Origin of the sequence: Streptomyces ruber (assembly GCF_014648075.1) — a bacterium.
Lineage (GTDB): Bacteria > Actinomycetota > Actinomycetes > Streptomycetales > Streptomycetaceae > Streptomyces > Streptomyces ruber.
The window spans coordinates 78166-104424 of record NZ_BMQK01000008.1 but is presented as its reverse complement, the minus strand read 5'-3'; the positions used below and the strand labels follow the sequence as shown (position 1 = coordinate 104424).

Annotated in this window: 17 protein-coding genes, 1 other RNA gene and 4 pseudogenes; 12 read left to right on the top strand and 10 right to left on the bottom strand. The window is 69.3% G+C overall.

Annotation, left to right across the window (positions count from 1 at the left end; all coding sequences use genetic code 11):
* Positions 1-3: 3 nt before the first annotated feature.
* On the bottom strand, positions 4-702 hold the full coding sequence (locus tag IEZ04_RS18920; protein ID WP_373296335.1) for a HEAT repeat domain-containing protein: 699 nt from the start codon (positions 700-702) through the stop codon (positions 4-6).
* 221 nt (positions 703-923) lie between these two features.
* On the opposite strand from IEZ04_RS18920, the pseudogene IEZ04_RS18915 reads away from it, so the two are divergent.
* Together IEZ04_RS18915 and rnpB are read left to right on the top strand one after the other, a co-directional pair.
* Positions 924-1492: pseudogene (locus IEZ04_RS18915) on the top strand (Uma2 family endonuclease).
* Between the two features lie 64 nt (positions 1493-1556).
* Positions 1557-1968, top strand: an RNA gene (gene rnpB, locus IEZ04_RS18910) — RNase P RNA component class A.
* 392 nt (positions 1969-2360) lie between these two features.
* Here the strand turns inward: rnpB and IEZ04_RS18905 are convergent.
* Both IEZ04_RS18905 and brxD read right to left on the bottom strand, forming a co-directional pair.
* A pseudogene (locus tag IEZ04_RS18905) lies at positions 2361-4489 on the bottom strand (DEAD/DEAH box helicase).
* Positions 4486-5822 (bottom strand): annotated as a pseudogene (brxD, locus tag IEZ04_RS18900) (BREX system ATP-binding protein BrxD). The pseudogenes IEZ04_RS18905 and brxD overlap by 4 nt, the downstream one beginning before the upstream one ends.
* 238 nt (positions 5823-6060) lie before the next feature.
* On the opposite strand from brxD, the gene IEZ04_RS18895 reads away from it, so the two are divergent.
* The gene (locus IEZ04_RS18895) at positions 6061-7869 is read left to right on the top strand and encodes a DUF262 domain-containing protein (RefSeq protein WP_189218077.1); all 1809 of its coding nucleotides are present in this window, start codon (positions 6061-6063) and stop codon (positions 7867-7869) included.
* 7 nt (positions 7870-7876) lie between these two features.
* Entirely contained in the window at positions 7877-8929 is a 1053-nt protein-coding gene (locus IEZ04_RS18890) for a CBS domain-containing protein (protein WP_189218076.1), read from the top strand.
* Positions 8930-8982: 53 nt separating this feature from the next.
* Here IEZ04_RS18890 and pglZ read toward each other — a convergent pair whose 3' ends face one another.
* Complete coding sequence (gene pglZ / locus IEZ04_RS18885; protein ID WP_229821115.1) at positions 8983-11787, bottom strand: BREX-2 system phosphatase PglZ; 2805 nt, start codon at positions 11785-11787, stop codon at positions 8983-8985.
* Between the two features lie 184 nt (positions 11788-11971).
* Positions 11972-12240: pseudogene (locus IEZ04_RS18880) on the bottom strand (NERD domain-containing protein); the annotation flags it as partial.
* Between the two features lie 408 nt (positions 12241-12648).
* On the opposite strand from IEZ04_RS18880, the gene IEZ04_RS18875 reads away from it, so the two are divergent.
* The 3 genes from IEZ04_RS18875 to IEZ04_RS18865 all read left to right on the top strand — a co-directional run bounded on the left by IEZ04_RS18875 (position 12649) and on the right by IEZ04_RS18865 (position 15614).
* Positions 12649-12837 (top strand): hypothetical protein, encoded by a 189-nt coding sequence (locus IEZ04_RS18875; RefSeq protein WP_189218075.1) that lies wholly within the window; start codon positions 12649-12651, stop codon positions 12835-12837.
* Between the two features lie 93 nt (positions 12838-12930).
* On the top strand, positions 12931-14337 hold the full coding sequence (locus tag IEZ04_RS18870; RefSeq protein ID WP_229821114.1) for an N-6 DNA methylase: 1407 nt from the start codon (positions 12931-12933) through the stop codon (positions 14335-14337).
* 50 nt (positions 14338-14387) lie between these two features.
* The gene (locus IEZ04_RS18865) at positions 14388-15614 is read left to right on the top strand and encodes a restriction endonuclease subunit S domain-containing protein (RefSeq protein WP_189218073.1); all 1227 of its coding nucleotides are present in this window, start codon (positions 14388-14390) and stop codon (positions 15612-15614) included.
* 134 nt (positions 15615-15748) lie between these two features.
* On the opposite strand, the gene IEZ04_RS18860 is transcribed toward IEZ04_RS18865, so the two are convergent.
* From IEZ04_RS18860 to IEZ04_RS18850, 3 genes are all read right to left on the bottom strand, one after another.
* Positions 15749-15955 (bottom strand): hypothetical protein, encoded by a 207-nt coding sequence (locus IEZ04_RS18860; protein WP_189218072.1) that lies wholly within the window; start codon positions 15953-15955, stop codon positions 15749-15751.
* A 204-nt stretch (positions 15956-16159) separates the two neighbouring features.
* Positions 16160-17533, bottom strand: coding sequence for an aldehyde dehydrogenase family protein (locus tag IEZ04_RS18855; RefSeq protein WP_189218071.1), 1374 nt, complete (start codon positions 17531-17533; stop codon positions 16160-16162).
* On the bottom strand, positions 17533-18570 hold the full coding sequence (locus tag IEZ04_RS18850; RefSeq protein WP_189218225.1) for an AMP-binding protein: 1038 nt from the start codon (positions 18568-18570) through the stop codon (positions 17533-17535). Before IEZ04_RS18850 ends, IEZ04_RS18855 begins: the two co-directional genes overlap by 1 nt.
* Before the next feature lie 472 nt (positions 18571-19042).
* Between IEZ04_RS18850 and IEZ04_RS18845 the strand changes: the two genes are divergently transcribed.
* The 4 genes from IEZ04_RS18845 (at position 19043) to IEZ04_RS18830 (ending at position 23328) form a co-directional block, all read left to right on the top strand.
* Entirely contained in the window at positions 19043-19993 is a 951-nt protein-coding gene (locus tag IEZ04_RS18845; RefSeq protein WP_189218070.1) for an aldo/keto reductase, read from the top strand.
* 138 nt (positions 19994-20131) lie between these two features.
* Entirely contained in the window at positions 20132-21175 is a 1044-nt protein-coding gene (locus IEZ04_RS18840) for an iron-siderophore ABC transporter substrate-binding protein (protein ID WP_189218069.1), read from the top strand.
* A gap of 58 nt (positions 21176-21233) precedes the next feature.
* Complete coding sequence (locus tag IEZ04_RS18835) at positions 21234-22232, top strand: FecCD family ABC transporter permease (RefSeq protein WP_189218068.1); 999 nt, start codon at positions 21234-21236, stop codon at positions 22230-22232.
* Between the two features lie 103 nt (positions 22233-22335).
* Positions 22336-23328, top strand: coding sequence for a FecCD family ABC transporter permease (locus IEZ04_RS18830; protein ID WP_229821131.1), 993 nt, complete (start codon positions 22336-22338; stop codon positions 23326-23328).
* A 3-nt stretch (positions 23329-23331) separates the two neighbouring features.
* Here the strand turns inward: IEZ04_RS18830 and IEZ04_RS18825 are convergent, their stop codons facing one another.
* Together IEZ04_RS18825 and IEZ04_RS18820 are read right to left on the bottom strand one after the other, a co-directional pair.
* A complete protein-coding gene (locus tag IEZ04_RS18825; RefSeq protein WP_189218067.1) occupies positions 23332-23682 on the bottom strand; it encodes a MazG-like family protein in 351 nt (116 codons plus the stop codon).
* A 26-nt stretch (positions 23683-23708) separates the two neighbouring features.
* Positions 23709-24251, bottom strand: a complete 543-nt coding sequence (locus tag IEZ04_RS18820; protein WP_189218066.1) for a DoxX family protein — start codon at positions 24249-24251, stop codon at positions 23709-23711.
* 300 nt (positions 24252-24551) lie between these two features.
* Here IEZ04_RS18820 and IEZ04_RS18815 point away from each other — a divergent pair, with 300 nt between their 5' ends.
* Positions 24552-26252 carry an alkaline phosphatase D family protein gene (locus IEZ04_RS18815; RefSeq protein WP_189218065.1) on the top strand — a complete coding sequence of 567 codons (1701 nt, stop codon included), beginning with the start codon at positions 24552-24554 and terminating at the stop codon, positions 26250-26252.
* Positions 26253-26259: the final 7 nt, after the last annotated feature.

Below are 26259 nucleotides of genomic sequence, written 5' to 3'. Positions count from 1 at the left end.
GGGTCATTCCTCCTGGCCGGTTGTGCGAGCCGTGCCGTGATCACCGAGGGCCATGATGCGCTTCGCCTCCTCGATCGCGAACTCGAACCCGGCGTCCGGGTCGCGGAACAGCCGTTCCGTGGCGATCGCGTGCCGGCGCACATGAGGGGCGGTACCCGTCGTCGCGGCGCGCAGAACCGGCAGCATCACCTCACCGAGCGCGACCAGCGCCCGGCTGAGGCTGAGCTGCGTCTCGCGCCCACCGCGCCCGAGCTGCGTCACCAGCGCATCGGCCAGCTCGCATACCTCCTCCTCGGGCACGAGCACGACCGCCGCCCGCCAGGCACTCCGCGCCACCTCGTCGTCCGCGTCGGACAGCAGCGCCCGCGTGATCGCCGGCCACGCCCGCCGGTCGCCGATCTTGGACAGCGTGTGCAGCGCCTGACTCCGCGCCTGGGCACGCGCCGAACCAAGCTCGCCGATGAGCGCCGGCACCGTCCCGGACGCCGGATGACGGGTGAGCGCCCACGTCAGCATCTCGCGCACGGAGAACTCGGGCTCGACCGCGCACCGCTCGACGAGCGCGCCGACGAACCCCGGATCCGGATCCGTACCGACCGTCAGCGCCGCCCGCAGCCGCACCGACGCGTCGCCGTCCTCCAGCCCGCGAAGGGCTCGCCTCGCCATCGTGTCCTGTTCCGTGTCCTTGTCCTGTCCCTGCATGGTCATCGGGACCACCTCCCCGACGGCAGTGAAGGGCTTGTCACTGTGTCAAGGTCAAGAGGGGCCCGACGCTGCGGCGGGGTCAAGCGGCGGGCGCGCGTGCCTGACGGCCCACGGGCCCGTGTGCCACGATCGAGATAACGGTTTCGATCTCACGGACAGGCGGCCCGCTGATGTCTCAGTCTGACCGGCGACAGAAGGAGGGGCGTGACATGACTGCCATGGCCCACGAGCCGCTCACACAGGAAGACGTCCTGCTGGAGGGCTTCCTCGCCCTGGACACGCCGGAGGGCTTCCGGGCGGAGCTGATCGAGGGGGAGATCGTTGTGACACCGCCGCCGGACGGGGAGCACGAGGACCACATCGAGCTGATCCTGATGCAGGTGTACCGGCGTTCCCGGACCGACATGCAGTTCTCCGGAACAAAGGCCTGCGGGTGGACGGCGGAAGCGCCTGCCCAGCGGACCACGTGATCCCGGACGGCACCTTCGCTCCGCGGAAGCTCCGGCTCTACAGGGGTTCCGACCCTTGGATGCCCTGCGAAGGCGTGGCCATGGTGGTCGAGGTCACGTCCACCAGGCCGCAGGCCGACCGCGACGCCAAGCGACGCTGCTACGCCCATGGCCGCATCCCGTTGTACCTGCTGGTCGACCGCGAGTACTCGTCCATCACGCTGTTCAGCGACCCGGAGAGAGGCGACTACCGCCAGCACCGCACCCTGCCCTTCGGCAAGCCGGTCGCTCTGCCCGAGCCGTTCGCCTTCGAACTGGACACAGCGGACTTCCTCTGAGCTGCGGCGCCGACACCGGCGGCGAGGGGGACCGGACGCCCGGTACCATGGTCGGCACGGCAGACGAGCCGGGCGGGCGGCCGCGTGGAGTCCCTTGAGGGCTTCCCGAGGAACGTCCGGGCTCCACAGGGCAGGGTGGTGGCTAACGGCCACCCGGGGTGACCCGCGGGACAGTGCCACAGAAAGCAGACCGCCCGGTGCTCAGGCACTGGGTAAGGGTGAAACGGTGGTGTAAGAGACCACCAGTGCCCAGGGTGACCTGGGCAGCTAGGTAAACCCCACCCGGAGCAAGGTCAAAAGGGATCGCTTCCCGGATACGGAGGCGCTCCTGCGCGGACGTTCGAGGGCTGCCCGCCCGAGTCCGCGGGTAGACCGCACGAGGCCGGCGGCAACGTCGGCCCTAGATGGATGGCCGTCGCCGGACGGTCCGCGAGGACCCTCCGGAACAGAACCCGGCGTACAGCCCGACTCGTCTGCCTGTCAACGGTGAAGCACCCGATCAGGTGCAACACCTGTAAGGCTCGTCCAGGTGCTTCCCCTCGGGGTCCGACCTGAACGGTAACCCTCGCCTCTGCAACTGGTCACGCGTGGGTTGTGGCGCTCAGTGACGATCGGGTGGCCAGGAGAAGGCCCCAGGGGGGGCAGCGGGTGCACGTGTTTCCGGTCCGCCGCAGACTGCGGGCCGCAGTGCGGACGCTAACGCTCACGGCATTCTGGTGGTTCCACGGCATTCTGGTGGTTCGTCGCGGTCGCGGCTCGGTTCTGAACGGGCGCAGCGACGATTGCGCAGGGGGAAGACACATAATCCATGACCACGTGCTGTTTCGAGTGAGTAAATCGAAACCTATGCCAGTGCATACTGCCTTCATCACCTGACGGTGAATGTGACAGCTTCCCGCAGAACGGAATCGGCGCTTCTAAGATCGGCCAGCCGGTTGGCCATCGTAGCTTCGGCGAGACGCGGCGGGAGCGCTGCGCTGAATCCCAACCCGCTGAGTGCGCGGGAGTCCACTGCGGGGAGGCGGAGGTGATCGGCCGCGTCCGCGATCGCCTTTCTCCACTCATGCGAGGTGACGTCTTCGCGCAAACGGACGTAAGCGTCCGTAGGGCGTTGCTGGGAATCAGCGACGCTGGAGAGGGTCGCGGCAAGGGTGGCGTTGGCGCGGTGTCCTGCCCACGTCCACCACCGTACGTTCGCGTCGCGCCCGCCCCGCACGATGACGGTCGCGCCGTGGTGCACCACTTCCTCGTTCTCCTCCCGTAGGCGGCTGAGCGTGTTTCCCGCGCGACGTGTAAGCCCGACCAAAGGAGTAGCGCCGAGCAGGAGTTCGCGGGCGGCCCGTGTCAGGTCGTACGACGCGGTGCGGGTCAGGCCGACACCACCCCAGCGAGCCCGGCCACCACCTTCCACTGCCTCGACGAAACAACGTCGGCGTGACCAGTCGATGTATGTCACCTGCCAACTGCGTCCGGCGAGCAGCAGTCGGCGTGGACCGACGACTTCCTCCGTGAGTAACGCGGGATCGGTCGTACCGATCTCGGTCCGGCCCGACAGAACGGTAAACTCCGGAGCAGCTGTGAAAACCGCGGTCAGGTCCATGAAATGCCGAAAGCCAAAACGCTTTTCGGCCTCAGGACCGATGAACAGCAGCTCACCGTCTTGCTTCAGGAAACCCTTCTTGACCAGGTGGCGCACGATCAACTCAGCGGAACGGTCGAAGGGAGCGAGACCTCTCCACCACTCCTGCCACAACTGGCTGCCGACTCGATGCTCTTGCAGGCACAGCGCGAGCACCTGCTGCGCAGCGATGTGCTGAGGCTCCGGAGGGGCGATGACCGGTTCCACCCAGCCACGCGACCACAGCAGCAGGAGTGCCGCCGCGGACAGGAAGCTGGAATCGTCGGTGGCCAGAAACAGACAGTTGCGGCTGGAGCCCGGCCGTCGGCCGGTGCGGCCCAGGCGCTGCAAGAACGAGGCCACCGTGCTCGGCGCATCAATCTGAACGACTCGGTCAAGGTCGCCGACGTCGACACCTAGTTCCAGGGTGCTGGTCGAGACGATGACGCAGTCGCGGGCCTCCGCGAAGGCTTCCTCAGCTCGTCTCCGCGCGTCCGTGGACAGCGACGCATGGGACAGGAAGGTGGTCACGCCCTTGGCGCGCAGCGCGGCGCCGAGTTCCTCGACTTGCTTGCGCGATTCGCAGAACACCAGTCGCTTCTCATCTCGATGCAAGGCCGCGATCACTGTGGTGGCGTTGGGGAGGACCCCGCGTAGTCCAGCTGGATGTCACCCGGAGGAGGCAGCTGCGGTTTCTGTGCGTCGAGGTGCGGGGCGATAACCCGTGCCGTGCGCTGCCCGGCCTTCGCCCCCTGCAGCCAGGTGAGCAACTCCTTCGGGTTGCCGACGGTCGCGGACAGGCCGACGCGCTGCACAGGGCGTCCGGCCACTCGCTCCAGCCGTTCCAGCACGGCCAGGAGATGCCATCCTCGGTCGTCGCCCGCGAACGCGTGCACTTCGTCGACGACGATCGCCTGCAGCCCGGAGAAGAAGGCGCGGTGGTCGACGTTCGAGCTGACCAGCATGGCTTCCAGGGACTCAGGAGTGGTCAGCAGCAGATCCGGGCGTTCGCGCAGGACGCGTCTGCGGAGGGAGTGCGCGATGTCGCCGTGCCGCAGCGCGGCCGTGCGTCCGAGTCAGGAGGTGTACGTCTCCAGCCGGGGCAGGAGGTTGTTGAGCAGCGCCTTGAGAGGGCAGACGTAGAGGACAGAGGTGCCTTCCCAGTTCTCCTGAGCCATCCGTGACAGCGGCGGGAAGCACGCGGCCTCTGTCTTCCCGCTGGCGGTGGGGGCGATCAGCACGGCGTCGGCACCGTTCTTCAACGGGGCGATCGACTCCTCCTGGAGGGGGCGCAAACGGGGCCGGCCCAAAGCGTTCACGATGTGGTGGATCAGTCCCGGGTGGAGCAGGTCCGTCGGGTCGGGCGGTACATCGCTCACGGAAGGTCCAGCTCGACGTCGTCAGCACTGTTGATCGCCGCGGCGCTGCGTTCGGTCTCGGTCAGTTCCGAAGCGCCTACTGTGAGCGCGTAGTGGTCACGCGGGTCGAAGTCCTCGAACTGGTCCACCCGGCCCAGGACGTCGCCGACGAGTTTCTTCAGGAACAAGCGCGGCGCGACGCCCGCCTTGCCTCCCAGGGTTCCGCTCACGGCTTCCGCCAGATCGGCGACGTAGAAGTCGTCTACGGTGCCCTTGATGCGTTCGGCTGCCGGAGACCCGGATGCGTACAGGTCCCGGATGGTCAGCCCAGGATCGGCCAGCGAGTCGAGAGTGAAGCCCGGCAGCCTGAGCTGTACGGCCCGCGGGTTGTCGAACCGCGCATCCGTGGTGAAGTCGGTGGCCAGCCTCTGGGCCAGTGGAGCGAGCCGCTGCACGCCCTGCCGACCGTCGTAGAACGCCGGTGTGCCGGTGATCAGCAGATACAGGCCGGGGAACCGCCCGGAGTGCACCTCGTCGATGAGCTGGCGCAGGGCCTTCAAAGCTTTGTCACGGGCGTCGGAGCGGACCCGCTGCAGGGTCTCCACCTCGTCCAGTACGACGAACAGGCCTGCGTGCCCGGAGTCGCGCAGCACGGTGAGCAGCCCCTGCAGGAATCCGAGGGCGCCGAAGTGGTCGAGGTCACCGCGCACCCCGGCCGACCTGCGGGCCGCCGCGGTTACGTGCGGCTGACCACCCAGCCAGGCCATGACGGCCGAAGCGGTGGCCTCGTCCCTCGACTCGAGAGCCGTACGGTATCCCCGCATCGCCGCCGCGAACGACGGAGCGTGCCGGGACACCTCGGTGAGCCGGGCCGTCATCAGCCGTTCCACTTCTGCGGACAGATCCTTCTCCGCTGTGTCCGCGGCGAGGGCATCCTCCTCAAGGGCGTAGAACCAGGCATCGACGACGGGGCGGAGCGCGCTCGGGGAAAACCTGGGGTGGCCAGCCTTTCGGTGAGCCGACGGTAGACGGTTTCCAACTTGTGCAGCGGCGTCTCGGTCTCCGAGACCTGGATCTCGGCGACGGCGAAGTTGCGCCGCTTGGCGCGCTCGCCCAGCCAGCGTGCGAAGAACGTCTTGCCCGCCCCGTATTCGCCGCGCACCGCTTTGAACACCGACGCGCCCGATGCGACGCTGTTCAGCTCTGCGTCAAGGGCCTCCTGGAAGCGGTCCAGGCCGGTGGCCAGCAGGTCGAGTCCGTTCTCGGGAACGGCTCCCCGGCGCAGCGCGTCGATCACGTCACGGCGCCGAGCGGCACTGACGGGTCCGTTTCGGCCAGGGCTGTCTGTACTCACCCGAACAGTTGCCCATCGGCCGGAAGTCGGGTGCCGGCAACCGGCACGGCAATACGGGATGCATGGGACGGCAGCGCGGACCGCGGTGCGAACCGAGGGTGGCGGCTCTCGTATCCGGCACCGGCGCTGAGAAGAGTGAAACAGGCTTGACTACCGTCAACACCGTTGCTGCAATGGCATGTTCACCGCCGTGAGGGGGCGGTGACGCACTGCTCGGTCCGAGACGAAAAGACACAGCGTGGCACTCGACAGTCTGAAACTCAGCGACGCCCTCGCGGACGTCGCATCCGGCGCCCTGCAGCTCCCGGACTTCCAGCGTGAGTGGAAGTGGGACGACGAACGCATCAGGGCGCTCATCGCAACGGTGACGCTCGACTATCCGCTCGGCGTGGTGATGGCGCTGCAGACCAACGGCACGTCACCGTTCCGTACCCGGACACTCAAGGGTGCCGAGGACGCACAAGCCAGGGTGCCCGATCTCCTGCTCCTCGACGGCCAGCAGCGGCTGACCTCTCTCTTCCAGGCACTGCACCGGGACCGTCCGGTCGAAACGGTTGACGCCCGGGGCAAGGAGCTGCGGCGCTGGTACTACATCGACATCGCCAAGGCCATCGGGCCGCCGTCCGACCGTGACGACGCAATCGTGTCGGTGCCGGAGGACCGGATCCTGAAGACCGGGTTCAACCGCAGGGACATCGTCGACCTGACGACCGTCGAGGGCGAGTGCGCGGCGGGCTACTTCCCGCTGCACTTCGTCTTCGACACGCAGCGGGTGAACGCCTGGCACCAGGAATACGTGAAGGTCGACGTCACGAACTGGGGACTGTGGGGACAGTTCCAGCAGTACGTGCTCAGCCGCATGCAGTCCTTCCAGGTGCCGATGATCAAACTGGCGGCTTCCACGACGATGGACGCGGTCTGTGCCGTGTTTGAACGGGTGAACACGGGTGGTGTGCCGCTCAACGTCTTCGAACTGCTAACGGCCACCTATGCGGGCAACCAGGACTACGTGACCCAGCACGGCGACTACTACAAGCTGCCCGACGTCTGGCTCGACATCAAGAAGGGCCTGGCGTCCTCGTACCCCGTCTTCGGGCGTATGGAGGCCGGCGTCGAGGACGGACTGAGCAGCAGCGATTTCCTCCAGGCCGTGGCCCTCGTCCGGACCTGGGAGCGCAAGCGGCAGGAGCCGCGCGCCGCGGTGTCGTGCAAGCGCCGAGACCTGCTGGAACTGCCCCTCGCCGACTTCAGCCTGCTCGCTCCACGCGTCACGGAGGCGTTCGAGTGGGTGGGCGCCTTCCTGGAGCGGCAGTGCATCGTGCGCGCCCCCGACCTCCCGTACCGCACCCAGCTCGTGCCGCTGGCCGCCGTACGAACCATCCTCGGCGAGGAGACCGACACCACGGCGGCCGACGAGCTCCTCACCCAGTGGTTCTGGTGCGGGGTGCTCGGCGAGATGTACGGCGGTTCGACGGAGAGCCGCTTCACGCGCGACGTGGAGCAGCTCATCGAACGGCTTCAGGGGCACACGGAGATGGTGCCCGACACCATCGCCGAGGCAGCCTTCCTGGACGACCGGCTGGACACTCTCAGCACCCGCAACAGCGCTGCCTATAAGGGCATCTACGCCCTCCTGGTCAAGCAGGGAGCGGTGGACTGGTACTTCACCGAGGCACCTCTGAACGCGGCGCGTCTGGCCGAGTACAGCGTCGACGTGCGTCAGGTCTTCCCGAAGGCGTGGATCGACAAGAACGTCCCTGCCTACAGCGGCAGGGCGAACTCGATCGTCAACAAGACCCCTCTGTCGCTGCGAGCCAGCAAGAGCATGGCAGGCTCGCCCGCTGGGTACCTGAAGACCCTCACACTCGAATCGGGCATGCGCCCCGAGTGGTTCGACGACGTGATCGGTACCCACCTCATCGACCCGGCCGCACTGCACTCCGGCGATTTCGAGCAGTTCTACCAGAGCAGATCAAAGCAACTGCTCGAGCTGGTCATGTCGGCCATGGGTAAGCGCACCGTCTTTCGTGAAGTGAAGGCCGGGTGACGCGGCCGTGCTCCGGACCCCCACCGACGAGGAACTGCTGGCGCTGAAAGGCCGGCGTGTACCGCTCGTCGAGTTCCTGACCTGTTTCAACACCCGTTTCCGCAACGACCAGGCCATCCTGCACATCGAGCAGAGGCTGAAGGAGGTCGGTCTCGCCACCCTCCCGTACTTCGCCACCTGCAGCAGCCAGTCCGAAGTCCATGTCGTGGCTCGGGAGTCCACGACGGCGGATCAGGCGGACGGCGCGGGTGAGGAGCAGGAGGACGAGGCGGGGCTCCTGCCCGGTGCCCTGCCGCAGCAGCCCTTCCGGATCGGTGATCTCCCGTGTGCCCACGCCGGAGTCGACTCGGTGACTCCGGCCTCGGACCTCACCGAGGCGACGTACCTCATGCACACGAAGAACTACTCGCAGGTCCCGGTCCTCGAGGACCAGTACACGGTGGCAGGCGTCGTCACCTGGCGGTCGGTCGCCAAGATGTACGCCACAGGGGCGGACACCGCACTGACCAACGCCATCGTGGAGGATCCCCCGGTAGCGCACGCTCACGATGACTTCTTCGCCATGCTCCCCAATATCTGTGAGCATGGGTACGTACTGGTCAGAGCGCACAACGGGCGTATCAGCGGCATCGTCACCGCCACGGACATCACTCAGCGTTTCGACGCGACCGCATGGCCGTTCTTCGTCGTCGGTGAAATCGAGTTCCGGCTGCGCAAGTGTCTCGGCGCGAGGATAGGCGAGGACGCCATTCGTGCCGTGCAGCGCGACGACCGAAAGACCGGGAAGATCGCGGACCTCATGTTCGGCCAGTACGTGATGCTGCTTGACGGTGATCAGCGAACCAAGCAGGGGAAGCGCAAAGAACAGCTGTGCGCGGCAGCTGATCAGAACTGGCAGACCTTGGGCTGGGCCGGGGTGAACCGCGTCCAGTTCGTGCACCAGCTCGACCGGGTGCGCGATATCCGGAACCGGATCGCACACTTCGACCCCGAGCCGCTGTCGCCGCAGCGCAGCGAGGAACTGCGCCAGTTCGTGGGGCTCCTGCGCCAGCTCACCTGATTCGGCGCGCAGGGGAGCCGGCCCGGACTCCCCGGGCCGGCTCCCCTGCTCACTCAAACCAGCTTGAACTGGTCCCGCAGCAGCCGGGCGTTCAGCCGCAGTGTCCGCCCGTCCGGGAGCGTCTCGAGCACCTGGACACCGTCATGGTTGAGCAACTGCCGTAGCACGGCGGCAAAGCCGTCGGCCGGACGGTTCGCGGGCAGTCCGACACGCTGGGCCAGAGCGATCACCGGCAGGGTGCCACCCACATCCAGCAGCGTACGTACGGCCTTCTCCACCCGGACAAGATCCGGCTTACGGGCGAGCAGTTGCACCTGTGCCGCGAAGACCTCGGACCTCAGGAGAGCCTCGACCACGGCGTCGTCCGGGGACACGGGAACCGCGGCAAGCAGAGTGTCCTCGCCGGACTCAGCGGGAACCAGCGCCATGTCGAACAGCGCCTCGTGGTTCCTGGCGACTTTCGTCTCGTTCATCGTCCTTTTGGACAGCTTACTCGGTACGGAAGCGGGTGCTGTGACCGTGGCAGCGTCCGCTCGCGACGGCTGCTCCGGTACCCGAAGGCCCGGTGACCACCAGGTCGGCTGCTGACCCCCCAATTCCCGCCAACCGCTCGGCGGCTTCGCCCCGAAAGGAAGAAAGGCCAGCACCGGTATGGCGAACTCGACCAGGGCGGCACCACCGTGGTAGCCCGCCTTGCGTGCTGTGTAGCGGGCGTCGGAGTCCCAGAGGGCGACGATCTGGCTCTCCGGTTCCGGATCGAGTACCCGGGGCCCCGTCAGCACGACTTCTTTCTCCGTTACCGGGCCTCCCGGAGCGCGATGCCTGGCGGACTGCACCCTCGCAGCGTCGACCCGCGCGCCACGCCGGTCGATCACGTGGCCATGGTCGCTGGTGAGGATCACCGCCCGGCCCTGCGCCGCTGCGGACCGGAGGAGCGCTCGCAGGCCGCCTATGTCGGACGGCCGCCAGGCACCGTCACCGAGCTTCTGCTCGGAGGCCAGCCGGTCGTCCACCGTGTTGAGGACGACCGCGACATGCGTACGGTCGCCGACGAGCGCCTCATGCAGTTCGGGGCTGAATGGTTCACCACTGCTCTCGGCGCGCAGGTCGTTCTTGTGGAAGACCGGCACGTCCTCCCCGCCCCAGAAGCGGTGAGCAGGGAACAGCCTCTTCTCGTCAGCCTGTGTGCCCTTCATCAGCCGCGCGGCGAAGAGCGAAGTCCGCGACACGGACGTGACCGTGGGAAGCGCCGCCGCCATCGCGCGTCGTCGGGGGGAGCCCTTCGCTTCGGGCAGCGGATCGTACTCGGCCCAGTGGTCGCGCAACTGCTCACCCAGTTCGGCGGCGATGGCGGCGCTCATCCCGTCGAGCACCAGCAGCAGCACTCTCCGCTCCCCGGCCTTCACGACCGGGGCGACGACCTTCGGCTGGAACGTCTCCACGGTCAGCATCGAGGCGGGACCGCGATCGCTTGCCGTCCGGGTGGCGAGCACCCGGGCGAAGTGCCGGTCGATCTCCCGTCGGCGGTCGCGCGCCGAGGCACACAGGGCGTCGTACGCGGACCGGAGTACCGCGTCTGGGTCGCCCCCTGACTCGATGTGCTCCAGCGCGAGATCCACCCAGCTCGTCTCGACGACATGCCGGTCGATGGCGGCCGCCACCGTGTCGGCGTCCACGGGCGGGTCGGTGGCGAGCCACTGCGCGAGCCGTCGCGCCATGCGGACACGCTCGATGCGGATTCCGTTGTCGGGGTCGCGGACCAGCCGGTGGCCGGTGAGGGCCGCCACCGCTGCCGCGATCCGCTCCGTGTCACCGGCCAGCAGGGCCTCGCCGGCGGCGGTGAAGCGTGCCGCGAGTCCCGCCTTCAGCACGGGACTCGAGGCCGTGGCCCGTTCCGCTCCGAACTGCCGCGCCAGGGTGGCCGCCCGGTCGAGCACGGCACTGGTCAGCCGCCGGGCCTCCGCCGCTGTTTCGTCACCGTCCGCTCGCCCGCCAGCAACAGAGCGGAGACGAACTCCTCGCAGGGCAGGACCGACCGAAGGCCGCCGCGAGCATGTCCAGGTGCTCGCCCTGAACGGGAGGCTCCTCCCCGAACCAGCGCTCCGCCCGTCCCCGGGCCCGGTAGTCCTCCACGTCCGCCGCCGCGTCGGCGTGCCCCACAACGCCGCGCACACCAGCCCGAACGCCACCGCGTCCGGCTCGTGTTCGGCCGTCACCAGGGCGAGCATCGCCTGTCCCGCGCGCCCGGCCTGCTCCTCCTCGCCCAGGAACCGCACGAGCCCGGTCCGTTCAGGCGTACGGAGCGCCAGGAGCCGTTCGGGGCCACCGGGCGTCAGGGACCAGCGCAGCAGGGTGTGGATGTCCAGGTCGTCACTGCCGGTGGACGGGGCGGCGGAGGCAGGGGAGTCCTCGGCGTCCGGGTCGTAACGGCCGATCCCCAGCCGGCGCAGCGCCAGGGCCGTCAGCGCCTCGCGCCGCGACAGCGTGCCGCCTCCCAGCTTCGGCCATCCGCCGTGCGGAGGGGCGGCGTCCAGCAGCGCCTCGGCCGCCCAGTTCTCCTCGAACAGCCGGTGGTCGGAGGCGCTCGCGCCGAACGCCTCCCGTACGACGTCCCAGATGTCGACGGCGTTGACGCGCTGCCGGTGCACCCGGGCCAGCAGGTCGGGCCCGAGCTCCGCCTCCTCCCGGTCCGTGAGAATCACCAGCACGTCGGGTCCGGTGGCCGACGGCTTCTGACGCGCCAGGAGCAGTTCGTAGACCCCGAGCGGTGAGGGCGCCGCCGCGACCGTGGCCCGACGCCGCTCACCCCACGGCAACTCGTCCGGGCCGTCCCAGGACGGCGCGGCACGCAACAGCACGACCCGGCGCTTGCCCCCCCCCGAGACCGGGCTGCGACGCCAGGTACTGGGTGATGGTCGCGGCGTTGAGCCGCACCGCGCTGGTGGTGGTCACGGCCGTGTCGGTACTCACAGTTCGCATGTCTTCGCCGTCCGCCGCATCCCGCTCATTCCACAACCCGCCAGCTGATCTCGACTGAGGAATCTGCCGGCCGTTGGGCTGGGTCTGCAGCCAGGTGCCGTTGCGGGACTCGACGGAACCGTGCCAGTCCTTGAGCTCGATCAGGTGGATCCCGCCCGGAGCGATCACCAGCAGATCCACTTCCCGGACGTGGCCGGTGTGGGCGGTGAAGGTGAAGTTCGACCAGGCGTGCCAGGGGTCGTTGTCCGGCAGCTTCTCCGGATGGCCTCCAGGCCCCGGTGCTCATGCTGGAACTCGGAGTCGGTGACCGCGGTCCACCGGCCGTTCCGCATGTGTCATCCCCGCTTCGTGCGCTCTGTGCTGATTTCCGCTGATCAGGCAGCAAAAAGCCTCACGGATCGTAGCGGTGCGGGGGCGGGAGGCGAAGGCCGATCGGGTGCGCGACGGCGCGGGCCGCCCGACTGTGCGGGGTGAGGCGGAGCTGCGGCGACGGAGGCGCAGGGCTGGAGTGTGGGACTCCGCGGGGCCGTAGGCGGTGACGCGTCGATTTCGTCGTCAATTGGTTTGCCGAATTTTGCAGCCATTAGTGAAGTTCACATCTCGTGAGAGTACCAAGCAGACTGCTGAGTGACGCCAAACGGACTGCTGCATGGGCTAGAGTGGGCTGTGCGCGGTACGGGGGGACTGGGTCTCGCCGTTTTGCAGTGCTTCGTTGGCATGCGTACCGAGGGGAGATCGAAGTGAGCGGGATGCGTCTTGTGGCGGCGGGATTCGCCATAGCGGCGGGGGTGATCAGTGGGCTGGCGGTGGCATTCTGGCGCCTGGCCCGTACCGGAGACGTGGACCAAGCCGTCATGACCGGCGGGGGTGCCTTCGTCGGTGCTCTCGGTGTGGCCTTTGCGGTGCTGACCTACGTACATCGCGACTGAGCCGCGACAGGCATGATGGGGCGGACGAGGCCGGCCGCCCACGGCGGGCCGCGACACAGGTGGGAGTCAGAAGTGGAGAGGGCGCGAACGGGGATGCCATCGCTAAAGCGGGCACTGGACACCCTGCGCGGGATCGCGGCACCCGAGAGCGCTCTCACCCTCGCCATGATGTTGATTGTGTTGCGGCACAGGGCGGAGTCCGAACGTGCCGACCCGGCGGCCTCCGGCACCGACGCTTTGGACGCCTGGCGGGCGTTCGGCGACCGAGGCTTTCGTCTGTCGAACGGATATGAGGCAGTGGGCATCATCTCGCAGGGACTCTTGGACGGGGGACTCCCGGACCTCTTCGTCTCGAACCTGCGGGATCTCGATGATGTACCCGGAAGCCGCCTGATTCCCCTGTTCGACAGTGTCGTGACGGCTGCGGACCCGGCCGTGCTCTTCGACGACTGCCTGCGGCTGGCGCAGACGAAATCGAAGGGCGGCGACTACTTCACACCGCCCGGTCTTGCCCAGCTGTTGATCGGCCTGATGGATCCCGAGCAGGGGGACGCCGTCTACGATCCGGTCTGCGGAGCCGGAGGGTTCCTCCTGCGTGCTCGCGATCACGTGGCATCGCACGGCGGGAGTGCCGAGCTGCTGGCGCTGTACGGACAGGACGCAAGTCGTTTCGCCTTGCAGACAGCGGTGATGAACCTGACCGTCCACGGTGCCGAAGCGCATCTCATGGGGCCCGCCTCGTCTCTGACCGACGACAGGTTCCCGGAGTCGACCTTCGACGTCGTCGTGGCCAACCCGCCCTTCAACCAGACCGGCTGGGACGAGAACGGTTACAGCCGCGGCGACTACCGCTGGCGTTACGGAACCCCACCGGCCGGCAACGCGAACTTCGCGTGGGCTCAGCATGTGCTGAGCAAGATGGCACCCGCCGGGCGAGGGGGGATCCTCCTGCCGACGGGTGCGGCCTCCACGACCAAGCCGGCGGAACGCGACATCCGCACCGCCATCGTGGAAGCCGACGTTCTGAGCTGTGTGATCGAGCTCCCCGCCGGGTTGCTCCCCCATGTACGCAATCCGGTGAGCCTGTGGCTGTTCACCGGCAGCAAGCAGCCCCGCCGGTCCTGGGGCCACCACGATCAGTCGGGACGGACACTGGTGATCGACGCAGGTGACACCGCGGTCTTGACCGGGCGAGGCCGCCGAGAGCTGACGGACGAGACCAGGGCTCGCATCGTCGATACCTTCGCAGCCTGGCGAGGTGTGCCAGGGCACGAACCGTACGAGGACGTACCTGGTTGGTGCAGGTCCTTGTCCAGAGAGGAGATCGCCGCCGCCCATTACGACGTACTGCCTTCCCGGCACGTCGGTTCCCCTGCTGTTGTGACTCCCTCGGTCGACTTGCATGACCAAGTGGACAACCTGGCCGAGGAGCTGTTGGAACTGTTCGAGACGTCCGGGCGGCTGGAGGATGAGTTGCGTGATCTGCTGAGGCAGCTGTGATGCCGGAAGCCCTGGAGGACCGGTTGCGACGGCTCCCCGGGGAGTGGGCCGTGCAGCGTCTGGAAGATGTGCCGACCGTGCAGGTGGTCGGTTACGGCATCACCCGCCCGGGGACGCACGCCGATGGCGGTGTGCCCATGATCAGGGCTGCCGACATCCAGGACGGGCGACTGCATGGCGAGGAACTGAGGCGGATCAGTACCCGCGTGCACGATGCCCATCCGCGCAGTCAGCTGCGGACCGGTGATCTCGTCGTCGTCCTCGTGGGCAGAGTGGGCGAGGCTGCCGTCGTCACGCGCGACTTCCACGGCTTCAACGCCTCCCGCACCGTCGGAATCATCCGCATCGCCGACTCCGACGACTCGGACTGGCTGAGGTTGTGGCTAAGGGTGTGGCTCGGATCGCCGGAAGTGCGCGCATGGTGTGAGCGTCGAACCACCGGATCCACCCTTCAGCGCACGCTCAGTCTGTCCGTGCTACGTGACCTTCCGGTACCTCTACCGCCCCCCGCGCCGAGGGCACCGCTCGTTCGGGCGCTCGATCTGCTGGAGGCGAAAAGGGCGACGAACACGCGTATCGCCGACTGCGCCATGCAGTTGGCCGACACACAGTTCGCCGTGGAGGCGCGTGGAGGTGAGACGTGGCCTGTCTCGTCTCTTGGCAGTCTGACGGTGATGATCGTCGGCGCGGCGTCACGACCACGCGTGGCCGAGAACGAGGAGTCCTCGGAGAACTCGGTCGTACTCGTCGCTCCTGCGGACATTCTGCAGAGCCGATTCCCCTATCTGTACGAGGGCGAGCACCACCTGACCTTCGGCGCAGCGGGCGATGTGTGCGATCCGGGCTCGCTTCTGGTGGCCTCCAGGGAGGACGGAGTACGGGCTGTCGTGAACGAAGTCCCGGCCATTCCCGGACGTAACGTCCTCGTGCTCCGGACCGAGTCGTCGATCGACGCGCACTGGTTGTTGCACGACATCCGCCTGCGCAGTACCGAGCTCGCTTCGGCCGCACAGGGATCCGCCGGCCGCGAACTCGGCCGGCGCGCGTTCGCCGCGACCATGGTGAGGTGGCCTCCGCAGGAGGTGCGTGAGCGGTTCGCCCGGCTCGTTGAGAGCCTTTACGGGCGGGTCCGTGTCGCGCAGCTGGAGAACGAGAAGTTGCACGGCTTGCGAAAACAGATCCTTGACAGCTTCCTGTCCGGGAACTTTCCGGTGCTGCCCGCGAGTGGTGAACACCTCGATCTGTACCGGGGTTGGCCGCGTGGCGTCGGCCAGTGATATGGACAAGTGGATCCCACAACTGGAAGCGCAGGTGCGGGAACTCAATGTGACGAAAGCGTCCAGAGACGTCACCTTGATCACGGCGGCGCCCAATTGTGGGGCGGGTCACTGCATCCTGAGCAGGACGAGATTCACTTGCCGCCCGACTTGATCCTTCGCCATGCAACGGCGCAGACCACGACGGGCGCGACGAGCATGGCCAGCATCCACAAGCCCACGCTCGCTGGCGAGTAGATGTAGTAGTGCCAATGCTCTGGCAGGAGCGACGGCGCGAGCAGCAGCAGGACCAGCACAGCCCAAATGACCATCACTGCTGCTGCCATGCGCAGCGCCGCCATTCCTACTGGCCCCCTTTACGGCTGCTCGTCTCGTGGAGACGAAAGACGGAACGGAGGAGATGATCCTGCTGTGGCTGGATGATCACGGCGTCAAAGCCTATACCTATTCGCCGGGCTGAGCCCGCGGATCCGGCCCCGGCCACCGTGGCCGGGGCCTCGTCCGCGGCGCCGACCGACCCCGTCGTCAGCGTGGCGCCCGCCTGGTCACAGGGACGCGGCGCCGGTACGCATCACCGTCTTGCTGCGCATCAGGAACTCGGCCAGGTGCCCGTCGTGCGGCAGCCCGGGGGCCATCAGGTGTGTGGCGTGGTCGCCGACGTGCACGTTTCTGATCGAGGGTTCGGCCACCAGCCGCGTCACCAGGTCCTCGTCCTCGGTGATCGCCGTCAGTGTCAGTGTGTCGCGCAGCGGCCCCGTGCCGTCCTGCGGGGACCACGGTGCCACCCACACGCACGGGAACGGCAGCTCGATGCGGGCCTGGGCGGCCTGCGGGGTCCGCAGCAGCATGACGGCCGGGCGCAGCGCGGCGGCGCCGGAGGGCAGTTCCACGGTCAGCGCGGACTCGGTGACGAGCCGGGCGTCGCCGAGCTTGCCGTGCAGGTACGCCTCCAGGTCCGCGGCGCGCCGCGACGGGTGGACGGGCAGCACGGCCCGCTCGTCCAGCGCTTCCAGCACCGGTATCCCGTCGAGCCGTTCGGCCAGCCGGCCGGCCAGCTCGGCGGCGTCCCCGTCGACGAAGACCGCGGTGGCGTTGACGCAGGCGGTGCCTCCGTGCCCGGTGACCGAGTCCACCAGCACGTCCAGGTGATCCAGCGGCCGGCCGTCGGCCAGCAGCACCTTGGAGCGGCCGGGCCCCCGCACCAGCACGTCCGCCCGTGCTCCATAGCGCTCGGCCGCCTGGTCCCCGCCGTAGACGAGGGACAGGTCGGCGGTGCGGACGAGCTCGTCGGCGACGTCGTGACCGCTCGGCAGCAGCACCACCTGATCCGGTCCGAACCCGGCCTGCCGCAGCACCGCGACCAGCCGGTGCGGAGTGAACGGTTCCCGGTTGGAGGGCCGCACCGCGATCCGGTAGCCGAGAGCCAGCGCTTCGATCCACTCGGTGTGGGTCGCGGGGTGGTTCCCCGGGGCGTGCACCGCGAGCACCTCGCCACGACGTGCCCAGACGGCCCCGGTGCCGGGCCTGTCCCGCCAGTCGGCGACCGAGCCCGCGGGCCGGGCCGCCGCCACCGACTCGGCCGCGAGCCGCGCACTGCGCACGAGTTGCCGGGAAGCCGCGCGCACCACGGGCAGCGCGACACCGGTGGCCAGGCTGACCCGGCGCTCGTGCTCGGCCGGCGTCACCCCCTCGACCTCGCCCAGGAAGAGCTCCGCAGCCGACCTCAGCGCCCGTTCGCGTGCGTCGGCGGGCAGCGGTTCGGCCCGCCGCAGCGCGGCGACGGTGCGCACGACGTACAGCCGCGGCACCTGGCTGAGTTCGGCCAGCGCCGAACCGTCGACTCCGGTCACCTGGTGCCGGCGCTCGGTGCGGTACGGCCCCGAGGCGCCCAGGGCGTCCAGCAGGACGGGCGCTGTCATCAGTAGACCCCCTCGATCACCGTGGCGTTCTCGAAGGACGCCACCGGGGCGACGTCGGCGACCGAGACGCCGAGCGAGCCCGCCGGGGCGGTCACGCGGGTGGCGGTGTCCCGTTCGAGGTTGTTCGGCAGCAGCATCGCCTTGCTCACGTGGTGCATCACGACCTGCCCGCGCTCGCCCTCGGCGACCTCCTCACGCGTGTGGGGGTCCACCACCGAGAACGTCGTGTAGGGCGAGAAGGAGTCGAACACGCAGGCCTTCGAGGACTCCGCGCCAGGCCCGGCGGGGCGCTCCATGCTGCCCCCGAGGATGGTGGTGCTGCCGTACTGCCCTCGCAGCGCCACGTCGGGGAACACCTCGTGCCGCAGCAGGTGCCGGGTGTCGGGATCCATGTGCGCACCACCCCACATGATCACGGAGACCTTCGTGTTGATGGTCTCCACGAGCGACTCGCGTTCGGCCATGCGCTCCAGCAGCGGCGGAGTCGCCACCAGCACCCCGATCCGCTGGCTCGCCAGCACGGTCTCGACCTGGTCGACGACGTGCTCGGCGTACCGGTCGGCCTCCTCGGCGCGTCCCTCGGCCAGGCAGCGGCGCACCCAGCGCGGGTCCAGGTCGACGGTGAACGCCACGCCACCGCGCATCGCGGGAAGTTCGGCCATCAGCCTGCCGAAGATGTGCGGACCGGACGGCGCCACGGTCAGCCAGTTCGCGTCCGCGCCGCGCGGGAACCCAAGGTCGTCCATGCGGGCGGACTTCCAGGCCAGCGAGTGCCGCATCCAGTCCCGTTGCAGCACGACCCGCTTGGGCGAACCGGTGGTCCCGCCGCTGTCGTACGCGCCGATCACGTCCGCGGACTCCCCGTACCCCCGGGGCACGAGGTCCTCGACGGGGACATCGCGCAGATCGTTGGCCAAGTTCGGGAAGAGCGCGAGATCGGCGTGCGTCCGCACGTCCCGGACGGGGTCGAAGCCGAGACTCTCGAGACGGTCCAGCCAGAACCGCGATCCGGTCTCCGGGGAGAAGTGCCAACTCATGGCGTTCGAGAAGAACTCCTCCTCGTCGAGTCCCGGGGCTTCGTGCCAATTCCAGTGCACAGATGTCTCCGCATGCGTTCGATGGCGACGGCGATGTCCCGTTCCCCGCGCCGTACGACGGCGTTCGGGCGGGCAGGGTTGTGTCGCGGCGCGCGATAAAACCGTGAGTCCGGGCACGTGAGCCGTGGCGGGCAGCACCGACCTTCCAGGTGCGTCGTGGCCACATCGCGCCCCACGAACACACAAGCACACGAGTGATCATCCGGAAAGGGGGCGTGACTGGGTTCACAGCCGGGTGGACATTTTTTCTCGAGCGCTCGTGACCTGGACGTTTGCCGTACATCTGGCCGAGCGTCAGAAGTCTCTTGCGTTTGAGCGCACTCCAATTGTCACGATGCCTTCGCAGGCGCATCGCGTGTGCAAGTCCCGCTGCCACTTCCATCCGTTTGCCCGTCCCTGGAAGGACCGAGCCATGCCCGAAGTGAACTTCGCCCTGGGAACCATGAAATTCGGCACCGAGGTGGACGCCGGCACGTCGTTACGTCTGCTCGACCAGTTCGTCGACGCCGGTGGGACCATGCTCGACACCGCCGACTGCTACTCCTTCTGGTCCGACCCGAGCGGTTTCGGCGGGCAGAGCGAGGAGGTCCTCGGGCGGTGGCTGGCCCGTCGTCCCGGGCGGCGGGAGCGGGTGTACCTCAGCAGCAAGGTGGGGGCCGAACCCGTCGACGGCGGGGAGTGGCCGGCCAATCGGGAGGGGCTGTCCGCGGCGGCGGTCAAGGCCGGAGTCGAGGGGAGTCTGCGGCGGCTGGGTGTCGATCGGATCGATCTGTTCTGGGCTCACATGGAGGATCGGACGGTTCCGCTGGAGGAGTCCGTCGAGGCGTTCGGCGCGCTGGCCGCCGAGGGGGTCGTGGGGCGGCTGGGGTGCTCCAACCATCCGGTGTGGCGGGTGGAGCGGGCGCGGCGGATCGCCCGGGAGAACGGGTGGGCCGGGTACAGCGCGCTGCAGCTCCGGCACTCCTACCTCCAGCCCCGGCCCGGCGTGCCCGTGCCCGGGCAGAACCACCGGTTCGGGTGGGTGACGGACGAGGTGCTCGACTACGTCGGCAGCGAACCGGAGTTGAGCCTGTGGGTGTACACCGCCCTGCTGTACGGGTTCTACAGCCGGCCGGACGGCCGGGCGCTGCCCGAGGCGTACGACCACCCCGGTACGGTCCGGCGGCTGGCGGCGCTCGACAAGGTGGCCGGGGAGCTCGGGGTCAGCCGGAACCAGGTGGTGCTGGCCTGGCTGATCGGCGGGGAGCCGGGCGTCGTTCCGATCGTCGGCGTCAGCAGTGCCGAGCAGCTCGACGAGGCGCTCGCCGGGGCGCGGCTGCGGCTGCCCGGGGAGCTGCGGCGCGTTCTCGACGAGGCGCTGTGACCCCGTGCCCCGGTGAGCCTGTGACTCCGCGCGACAGATAGGTTAGGGTTACCTAACTGGGTTGGTGGAGGCCGTCTCCGTACGCCGGTCGCCGCCAACCCTTCGTCGTGCTCGGCTTGTCCAGGGGGAAGGAAACCCATGCTCAACGCATCCGGCCGGAGGCCGCGTCGCGCTCTCGCCGCCGTGGCGATCGCTTCCGTGATGCTGGCGGTGAGTGCCTGTGGTGGCGGGGAGGAGAGCGGTACCTCGTCCGCCGGCGGTGACGCCGGCGGCGCCTTCCCCGTCTCCATCAAGAGCGCGCTGGGCACCGCCACCATCGAGAAGGCGCCCGAGCGGATCGTCACCCTCGGGCAGGGTTCCGCCGAGACGGCCATCGCGCTGGGCCACACGCCGGTCGGCGTGGAGGAGTACGCGTGGGGCAGCGACGACTCCGGCTACCTCCCCTGGATCAAGGAGGCCGTGGAGGAGAAGGGCGACGAGCTGCCCGAGCAGTTCGCCGGCGGCGAGCAGCTCGACATCGAGGCGATCACCGAGCTCGCGCCCGACCTCATCCTCGCCCCGTGGTCCGGCATCACGCAGAAGCAGTACGACGTGCTGAAGGACATCGCCCCGACCGTCGCCTACCCGGACCAGGCGTGGAGCACCGACTGGGACCAGCAGATCGAGATCGTGGCGAAGGCCGTCGGGGAGCCCGAGCAGGCCGACAAGCTCATCGCGGACATCAAGAAGCAGCTCGCCGACGCGGCCAAGACCCGGCCCGACTACGCGAACTACCAGTTCTCGTACATCTACACCTCGGGACCGGGCACGCTCGGCGTCTTCAGCTCCACCGAGCAGCGCGTCGAGATGGTGAAGTCGCTCGGGCTGAAGGTGGACCCCGTCGTCGACACCTTCGAGGAGACCGAGGGCACCGACTCCTCCCTCATCGGACTCGAGAACGCCGACAAGCTCAACGACAGCGATCTCCTCTTCACCTTCTACACCGACGAGAAGACGCGCAAGGAGATCGAGGCCCAGCCGCTGTACGCGGCCATGCCCGCCGTCAAGAAGGGCGCCCTCGTCTACAGCGACGACTACTCCTTCGTCACGGCGTCCTCCATGCTCAACCCGCTGACCGTGCCGTACAGCATCGAGCGCTACCTGCCGATCATCGACAAGGCCATCGAGAAGGCCGGCAAGTAGCCGACGAGGAGCGACGACAGGTCAGGCACAGGTCAGTCAGGTACAGGTCGGCGACAGTATGCGGGTGCACTCCCGAGCGCGGACGGCCGTCATCGCCCTGGGCGCGGTGGCGGTCCTCGTGCTCGTCTGTTTCGTCAGCGTCATGGTCGGCAACAAGAACATCCCGCCCGGTGAGGTCTGGGAGGCCGTCCTCGGGCGCGGGGACGCGTATGCCACGGTCGTGGTGGAGAGCCGCTATCCCCGTACCGTGCTCGGGCTGCTCGTCGGGGCCGGGCTCGCCGTGGCCGGCGTGCTCATGCAGGCGGTCACCCGCAACCCGCTGGCCGAGCCCGGGCTGATGGGCATCAACACCGGGGCCGCCGCCAGTGTGGTCGCGGCCAGTGCGTTCCTGGGCGCCTCGGGGCAGATGCAGTTGCTGCTGTGGGCGCTGCCCGGGGCGCTGCTCGCCGGGGCGTTCGTCCACCTCCTGGGCGGGAGGGGCGCCGGGGCCAGTCCGGCCCGGCTGGTGCTGGGCGGGGCCGTGCTCACCGCGGTGCTCAGTGCCTTCATCCAGGCGGTGACGCTCAGCAGCCCGCGGACCTTCGACAGTTACCGCTACTGGGTCGTCGGCGCGCTGACCGGGCGCAACTTCGAGGCGGTATGGACCGTGCTGCCCCTGATCGCCGTGGGGCTCGTCGTCGCGCTGCTGCTGGGCAGGGCGCTCGACGCCATGGCGCTGGGGGAGGACTCCGCCGCCGCCCTCGGCGCCAGTCCGGCCCGGGTGCGGGCCGTCGGGCTGCTGACGGCGGTCGTGCTGAGCGCGGGCGCGACCGCGGCCGCGGGGCCGATCGTCTTCGTCGGTCTCGCGGTTCCTCATCTGGTCCGGGCGCTCGTCGGGATCGACATGCGGCGCCAGGTCGTCTTCGCCGCGCTGCTCGGTGCGGTTCTGCTCCTGCTGGCGGACGTGGTCGGGCGTGTGCTGGTGCGGCCGCAGGAACTCATGGTCGGTGTCGTGACCGCGTTCGCCGGAGCCCCCGCCCTGCTGCTCGCCGTGCGCAGGATGAGAGCCACGAAGTGAAGAGTCCGAAGTGAAGAGTCCTCGTTCCGCAGCCCGTGCCGTGCGGTCCCGTGAGCGGCCCGCCACGCGCTGGGCGCTCCTCCGGCTCGGGCCGTCGGTCGTCCTGCGCGCGCAGGTGCGTGTGCTGTACGTCGGCGCCGGTCTGCTGCTGCTCCTCGCCCTCGCCTGTGTCGCCACGCTCACGGCCGGGCGGCTGGGCATCGGCCTGGCCGACCTGCCGTCGGCCCTCGCCGGGAACGCCACCGGCGTCGACGCCTTCGTCATCGACCGGCTGCGGGGACCGCGGCTCGTCGTGGCCGTCGCCGCGGGCGCGGCCTTCGGGCTGTCCGGGGCCCTCTTCCAGTCCGTGACGCGCAACCCGCTCGGCAGTCCCGACGTCATCGGCATCGCGCCGGGCGCGGGGGCCGGCGCCGCGCTCGTCGCCCTGCTGTTCCCCGGCAGCGTGCCCGTGGCCCTGGGCGCGCTCCTCGGCGCGGTGGCGGCCATGGGCGTCGTCTACGTCTCGACGGGAACGGGCTTCCGCAACCCCACGCGGTTCGTCATCGCCGGTGTGGCGGTGTCCGCGATGGCCAACGCGTTCATCCAGTACATCGTGTACGCGATCGAGCGCGACCAGGCCACGGTGCTCAGCGCCTATCTGAACGGCAGCCTGACCGCACGCTCGTGGGAGGACGCGGCGACCATCGGCGTGGTCCTGCTCCTCTGCGTGCCTCCGGCGGTCCTGCTGTCACGGCCGTTGGGCATGGCGGAGATGGGGGAGACCACGGCGGCGGCGCTGGGTGCCCCCGCCAGGCGGACGTACACCTGGGCCATCGTGCTCTCCGTCGCCCTGTCCGCCGGTGCGGTCACCGCCGCCGGGCCCATCGCGTTCATCGCGCTCACCGCACCGCAGATCGCCCGGCGGATCACCCGGGGAACCGGTCCCCACCTGGCCCTGTCCGCGCTCATGGGTGCCTTGCTGCTGGTCGTCGCCGACCTCGCCGCCCAGCACGCCCCCGTCTTCGAGGACCTGCCCGTCGGCATCTGGACCATGGCGATCGGTGGTGCGTACCTCGGGTATCTGCTCTCCCGGGAGTGGCGCAAGGGTGCCCTGTGATCCTCAGGGGGAGGTGGCGGCCGAGCGTTCCACCACCTCCGCCAGGCGGGCCGTGAAGACCTCGCGGGCGTCCGGAGTCAGGGTGTGCAGGGCCACCAGGGCCGTGATCACCACGTCGCACAGTTCGGAGCCCACGTCGTCCCAGGAGTGGGTGGTGCCCTTGCGCGGGTTCTGGCCGGTCGCGCCGATCACCGCCTGGGCGACCTCGCCGACCTCCTCCGACAGTTTCAGGACGCGGAGGAGGAGGGCCGACTGAGTGTCGTCCCGGCTGCTGGCGGGGTGACCCGCGTCCAGCCAGGAGCGGAGGCGGGCCACCGACTCCCAGAGGCCGGGCTGCTCGTGGTGATCGCTCATGCCCGCAGCCTGCCATGGCCCGGCTCTCAGTCGAACGGCGCCTGCTGCTGCTCCGCCTTCTGCGACCGCACCCGCCTGCTCCGCGCCCCCACGACCAGCGCCGTGGCCGCCGCCGTGCCCGCGAGGGCCACCGGGACCATCCAGCCGCGGTTGAGGACGTGCCGGAAGGCGTGGTCCAGGGAGAGCCGGCCGGGGCCCGTGACCGCGAGGCCCGCGGAGGTCAGGCCGAGCGCCGCCGCGTACTCGTAACCGCCCTCCTGGGCGAAGAACCCGTTCGGTGTGTGCACCGCGGCCGCGCCCGCCATCGCCCCCGCGGCGGCCGCACCGGCGGCGGGCGTGGCGAGGCCCAGCGCGAGCAGCGTGCCGCCGCCCGTCTCCGCCAGCCCCGCGGCCATCGCGCTCGCCCTGCCCGGCGCGTACCCGATGGACTCCATCCAGCCGCTCGTGCCCTCGAGGCCGTGCCCGCCGAACCAGCCGAAGAGCTTCTGCGCGCCGTGCGCCGCCAGTACGCCGCCTGTGCCGAGACGGAGCAGCAGCAGTCCGAGGTCACGTCGGTCGTAAGGGGTCACGGTGACTCCAGAATCTGAGAGGAACTGAGAGGAACTGAGAGGAACTGAGAAGGGCCGATCAGGGTCGTGTGGAACTCCGGTGCGTGTTGCTACGGTCCTACGGTTCTACCGTCCCACCGACCACACCCGCGCGACCGTCCCACGCGGCCGATCGGGTGGCCGCGCCCCGCCGTGCGGCAGCCCTCCCGGTCCCGGCTCACGGAACTCACACGGCGGTCATCTGACTGTTGTGTACGTGTCAGCCGGGTGTCGATCCCGGCCATTCCAATCGACGTACACCAACCGTCAGGGGAAGGCCGGATGACACCCGCGACACCCGCGACTGCACTTCAGCCGCACACCACCCCCATCACTCCCACCACCACGCCCACCTCCTCGCGCCACGACTCCGAACTCCGCGCCGTCGCCCGCCACTTCGGGCGCCGCGGTTTCCTCACCACCACCGGTGCCGCCGCCGCGCTCGCCTTCTCGGTGAACCTGCCGGCCGCCGGTGCCGCGAGCGCCGCCGAACTGGACGCGGCCCGGATCGCCGAGGACCCGTTCACGCTCGGCGTGGCCTCCGGCGACCCGCTGCCCGACTCCGTGCTGCTGTGGACACGGCTCGCCCCGGTGCCGTACCAGGCGGACGGCGGGCTGCCCGCGCGGCGGATCACCGTGCAGTGGGAGGTCGCCCTCGACGAGCGCTTCCGGCGGGTGGTGAGACGCGGGACCGCCCAAGCCCATCCCGAGTACCACCACACCGTCCACGTCGAGGTACCGGGCCTGGCCGCCGGGCGCGTGTACTTCTACCGCTTCCGCACCGGGCGCTGGACCAGCGACACCGGCCGTACCCGCACCGCCCCCGCCCGCGGCGACCGCGCCCCCGCCCTGACCCTCGCGGCCGTCTCCTGCCAGGCGTACCACGACGGGTACTTCACGGCGTACCGGCACCTGGCGCAGGAAGACGTGGACGTGGTCTTCCACCTCGGGGACTACCTGTACGAGTACGCCGTCAACTCGGTGGGCGGGTACCGCAACTACACCGACCGCGTCCTGCCCGACCACTTCAACCGCGAGACGGTCACCCTGGAGGACTACCGCCTGCGGTACGCCCTCTACAAGACCGACCCCGACCTGCGGGCCGCGCACGCCGCGCACCCCTTCGTCGTCACCTGGGACGACCACGAGACCGAGAACAACTACGCGGGCGACGTCCCCGAGAACTCGGTGCCGCCGGAGGAGTTCCTGCTGCGCCGCGCCGCCGCGTACCGCGCGTACTTCGAGAACCAGCCGCTGCGCCGCCCGCAGCGCCCCGACGGGTCCGACATGCGGCTGTACCGCCGCCTGCACTGGGGTCGGCTCGCGCAGTTCGACATCCTCGACACCCGCCAGTACCGCTCCGACCAGGCGTACGGCGACGGCTGGCAGACTCCGGGCCCGGAGTCGGAGGACCCCTCGCGCACCATGACCGGGGCCACGCAGGAGCGCTGGCTGCTGGACGGCTGGGCGAGCTCGCGGGCGGTGTGGAACGTCGTGCCGCAGCAGGTCACCTTCGCCCGGCGGCGCAACGCCACCGGGGAGGACTACAAGCTGTCCATGGACTCCTGGGACGGCTACCCCGCCTCCCGGGAGCGGGTCCTGGCCGGTGCCGAGGCCGCCGGGGTCGAGAACCTGATGGTCCTCACCGGTGACGTCCACGTCGGGTACGCCTTCGACCTCAAGCGAGACTTCGACGCTGCCGACCAGGACTCCCGCACGGTCGGCACCGAGCTCGTCGCCACGTCGATCAGCAGCGGCCGCGACGGCTCCGACAGGCCGGCCAACTGGGACACGTACATGACCGCCAACCCGCACATGCGGTTCTACAACGGGCGGCGCGGCTATGTGACGGTCGCGCTCGGCGAGGACGCCGCCCGCGCCGACTTCAGGACGCTGCCCGCGGTGACGACGCCCGGCGCGCCGATCGGCACCGCGGCGTCGTTCGTCACCGAGGCGGGGAACCCGGGGCTCGAACCGGCCTGACGCCCGC